4 protein-coding genes are annotated in these 4,171 nt (G+C 67.3%); 2 read left to right on the top strand and 2 right to left on the bottom strand.

Annotated elements, in window-relative coordinates; translation table 11 throughout:
- Positions 1 to 89 precede the first annotated feature (89 nt).
- Positions 90 to 992, bottom strand: coding sequence for a LysR family transcriptional regulator (locus ABE423_RS20545; RefSeq protein WP_346487340.1), 903 nt, complete (start codon positions 990 to 992; stop codon positions 90 to 92).
- Between the two features lie 107 nt (positions 993 to 1,099).
- On the opposite strand from ABE423_RS20545, the gene ABE423_RS20540 reads away from it, so the two are divergent.
- Positions 1,100 to 2,314, top strand: a complete 1,215-nt coding sequence (locus ABE423_RS20540; protein ID WP_125895751.1) for an MFS transporter — start codon at positions 1,100 to 1,102, stop codon at positions 2,312 to 2,314.
- 87 nt (positions 2,315 to 2,401) lie between these two features.
- The gene (gene dkgB / locus ABE423_RS20535) at positions 2,402 to 3,211 is read left to right on the top strand and encodes a 2,5-didehydrogluconate reductase DkgB (RefSeq protein WP_125895752.1); all 810 of its coding nucleotides are present in this window, start codon (positions 2,402 to 2,404) and stop codon (positions 3,209 to 3,211) included.
- Between the two features lie 113 nt (positions 3,212 to 3,324).
- Here the strand turns inward: dkgB and ABE423_RS20530 are convergent, their stop codons facing one another.
- Positions 3,325 to 4,032: an alpha/beta hydrolase gene (locus ABE423_RS20530; RefSeq protein ID WP_125895753.1), complete on the bottom strand. Its 708-nt coding sequence runs from the start codon at positions 4,030 to 4,032 to the stop codon at positions 3,325 to 3,327.
- Positions 4,033 to 4,171 lie beyond the last annotated feature (139 nt).

Raw genomic sequence — 4,171 nt, 5'->3', positions numbered from 1 at the left:
GGGGCGCGCGCCGTTTTGCTCGGGGGGCGGGCCCGGGGCCCGCCACACCCCTGCGCTGCCGGGTTTGGCCCGCCCGCGGCCCGGCAACCTCAGCGCACGTAGTCGCTCTGCGCCATCGCGTCGGCCAGGTAATCCACGAACGAGCTGATCCGCGACGACACGGCGGTGTTGCGGTAATACACCGCATGGATCGGCTGGTACACATCCAGCGTCTGCCCCGCCAGCACCTGCACCAGGGTGCTGGCGCTGCGGTCGCGATCGGTGACGAAGTCGGACAGGCAGGTGATGCCCACACCTTCCACCGCCAGCCGGCGCAACGTCTCGCCACTGGACACGGCGATATCCGGCCGCACCAGCAGCAGCCCATCCGACTCTCCGGGCAGCGGCCAACGGTTGAGTGATTCCGGCTCGTTGAAGCTGAGCAGCGTGTGCTGGCCCAGTGCGGCGACGCTGGCCGGTTCGCCGTGCCTGGCCAGGTAGGCCGGGCTGGCCACCAGCCGCAGCTGGCAGCGGCCCAGCAGCCGCGCATGCAGGGTGGAGTCGGCCAGCGGGCCGATCCGGATCGCCAGATCGGTGCGCCGTTCGAGCAGGTCGATGTAGCGGTCGGAGCTGTTCAGTTCCAGCTGCACTTCCGGGTAACGCGCGCGATAGCCGGCCACCAGCGGCGCGATCACGTGCAGCACGAACGGCATCGCCGCATCCACGCGCAGGCGCCCCGCCGGGCGTTCGCGGCGCGCCGCCATCTGTTCCTCGGCCGATTCCACCGCATCGATGATCGCGCGCGCATGGCGCAGGAACGCCTCGCCCTCGGCAGTCAGGTGCAGGCGGCGGGTGGTGCGGGTCAGCAGGGTGATCCCCAGCTTGTCCTCCAGCCGCCCCAGCGCGCGGCTCACACCCGAGGGCGTCTGCCCCAGCTGCTCGGCGGCAGCACTGATCGAACCGCTGTCGATCACCGAAAGGAACGCCTGCATTTCATCGAGAGTGGTCTTCATGTCCCTATTATTGACTGCACGGCAATAGTGATTGGCGTGAAGACCGGTTTTTCGGCAAAGGTCGGCGGCGCAGACTGCGCAGCCTCTTCCTCCTGCTGGACCCTGTCATGACCCGTGGCATTCCCCTCGCCCTGCTGGCGTTGACCCTCGGTGCCTTCGCCATCGGCACCACCGAATTCGTCATCGTCGGCCTGATCCCGACCATCGCCGGAGACCTGCAGGTCAGCCTGCCCTCGGCCGGCCTGCTGGTCTCGCTGTACGCGCTGGGCGTGGCCATCGGCGCGCCGGTGCTGACTGCGCTGACCGGACGCGTACCGCGCAAGCAACTGCTGGTGGCGCTGATGGTGTTGTTCACGCTCGGCAATGTCGTCGCCTGGATGGCACCCGGGTATACCTCGCTGATCATCGCCCGCATCCTGACCGGCCTGGCGCACGGCGTGTTCTTCTCGATCGGCGCGATCATCGCCACCGCCGTGGTACCGAAGGAGAAGGCAGCCAGCGCGATCGCCATCATGTTCACCGGCCTGACCGTGGCACTGGTGACCGGCGTGCCGCTGGGCACCTTCATCGGCCAGCATCTGGGCTGGCGCGCGACCTTCCTGGCGGTGGCCGGCCTCGGCGTGGTCGCCCTGATCGGCGCGCTGCTGTTCGTACCGCGCACCCTGCCGCAGAGTCCGCCGGCCAGCCTCCGCCAGCAGCTGGCCGTGCTCGGCCAGCCACGCCTGCTGCTGGTCTATGCGATGACCGCGCTGGGCTACGGTGGCACCTTCCTGGCCTTCACCTATCTGGCGCCGATCCTGCAGGACGTCACCGGCCTTCCGGCCAACGCCGTCAGCCTGGTGCTGCTGGTGTACGGCGTGTCAGTGGCGATCGGCAACCTGTGGGGCGGGCGCATGGCCGACCGCATGGGCCCGGTGCCCGCACTGAAGCGCATCTTCGGACTGCTGGCATTAGTGCTGTTCGTGCTCACGTTCACTGCCTACAACACCTGGTTGATGCTGCTGACGGTGCTGGCGCTGGGTGCGGTAGCGTTCGGCAACGTGCCCGGCCTTCAGGTCTACGTGGTCAAGCAGGCGCAGCGCTATGCACCGCAGGCCACCGACGTGGCCTCGGGCCTGAACATCGCCGCGTTCAACGTCGGCATCGCCCTGGGCGCCTCGCTGGGCGGCCTGGTGGTGGAGCACATCGGCCTGATGCATACGCCCTGGCTGGGCGCGCTGGTGGTCGTGCTGGCCTACGCGCTGACCGTGCTCAGTGGCCGCCTCGACCGCCGCGATGGCGTCGACCACCGCGCCGACGGCATTGCCGCCACCGCGCATTGATCCATGCAATGCACCGTTGCCGGCATGCATACGGTGCCTGTCCTACCCTCTTCCCTCTGCTACTCCCTTCCCCCGTTGGAGCTTCCCATGACTGTCCCCGCTTTCGGTCTCGGCACCTTCCGCCTCAAAGACCAGACCGTGATCGACTCGGTGCGCAATGCGCTGGAGGTCGGCTACCGCGCCATCGATACCGCGCAGATCTACGGCAATGAAGCCGAAGTCGGCCAGGCCATCGCCGAGTCGGGCGTGCCGCGTGATGATCTGTACTTGACCACCAAGGTGTGGATCACCGAGTTCAAGCGCGATGCGCTGCTGGCCAGCCTGCGTACCAGCCTCGAGAAGATGCGCACCGACCGCGTCGACCTGGCGCTGATCCACTGGCCGTCACCGAATGACAAGGTCGACGTGCCGATGGAGGAATACCTGCCGGCACTGGCCGAGGCCAAGGCGCAGGGGCTGACCCGCGAGATCGGCATCTCCAACTTCACCATCGCGCAGACCCGCAAGGCGATCGAGATCCTCGGCGCCGAAGCCATCGCCACCAACCAGATCGAGATCCACCCGTACCTGCAGAACCGCCTGCTGGTGAAGTTCCTGCAGGACAACGGCATCCACATCACCGCCTACATGAGTCTGGCTTATGGCGAAGTGCTGAAGGACCCGGTGATCCAGGCCATTGCCGGCCGTCACCAGGCTACGCCGGCGCAGGTTGCGCTGGCGTGGGCGCTGCAGCAGGGCTTCTCGGTCATTCCGTCGTCGACCAAGCGCGAAAACCTGGCAGCCAACCTGGAAGCAGCGGCCGTACGCCTGACCGACGAAGACATGGCGCAGATCGCCAAGCTGGATCGCGGCCATCGCCTCGCGAATCCGGAAGGGATTGCCCCGGCCTGGGATTGATCCCAACTGGGGTTACGTATCGGAATCGTAGGTGCCGACCATGGTCGGCACTGGCCTCTGGTCAGTCGATGACACATCGTGCCGACCAGGGTCGGCACCTACCCAAGGCAGCGCTATCCCTCGCCTTGCAGCAACCACCCACGCATGGCCGCACTGACCTCGTCCGGCTTTTCCATCGGTGCCAGGTGCCCGCAATCGGGCACCACCACCAGCTGCGAGTGCGGCACCAGGGCGTGCATCTCCTCGCTCACCGCCAGCGGCGTGATGCGGTCGTTCGCACCGCAGACGATCAGCAGCGGATCGCGGTAGCCGGCCAGCACGTCATGGCCGTCGCGGCGCTCCAGCGCGCTCTGGCGCAGGAACACTTCGGCGCCCAACCGCCCGGTCATGTCGCGCACACGCTGCACCAGCACGTAGTCGTCCAGCCGCGAGGCATCGATGTAGCTGCGCATCAACGCGTCACCGAAGCCGTGGAATTTTCCCGGCAAGCGCACGCTGGCACGTTGGCTGCGGCGCTGCTCGGCACGTTCCGGCGAATCGGCATGGATCGAGGTATCGATCAGCGCCAGCTGCAGCACACGTTCCGGCGCGATGCGCAGGATCTGCTGGGCGACGAAGCCGCCCAGCGAGAAACCTGCCAGCGCAAAGCGCTCCGGCGCCTGAGCCAGCACGTCTTCGGCCACGCCCTGCAGGGTTTCACCGCGGGTCTGGTCGCCCACCGTGCAATCGGCGATGTCGGCCAGGTCAGCCAGCTGTGAGCGCCACAGCTCGGCATCGTTGAGCAGGCCGGGCAGTAGCAACAGGGGGATACGGTTGGTCATGGGGGTATTGTCGCGCCATCACGGTGACGGAGCCATGCCGCAACGGGCGGCTGCGTTGTAGAGTCGGGGCGAGCACGGCAGAGGCACCCCCCCCCCACAAAAGCGGGGGGAAAACAACAGAAAAACCCACCACCACCCC

This window comes from Stenotrophomonas sp. TWI1409, assembly GCF_039673015.1.
Lineage (GTDB): Bacteria > Pseudomonadota > Gammaproteobacteria > Xanthomonadales > Xanthomonadaceae > Stenotrophomonas > Stenotrophomonas maltophilia_A.
Note: the sequence above shows the minus strand (reverse complement) of the source record. Positions and strands in the feature narration are given on the sequence as shown.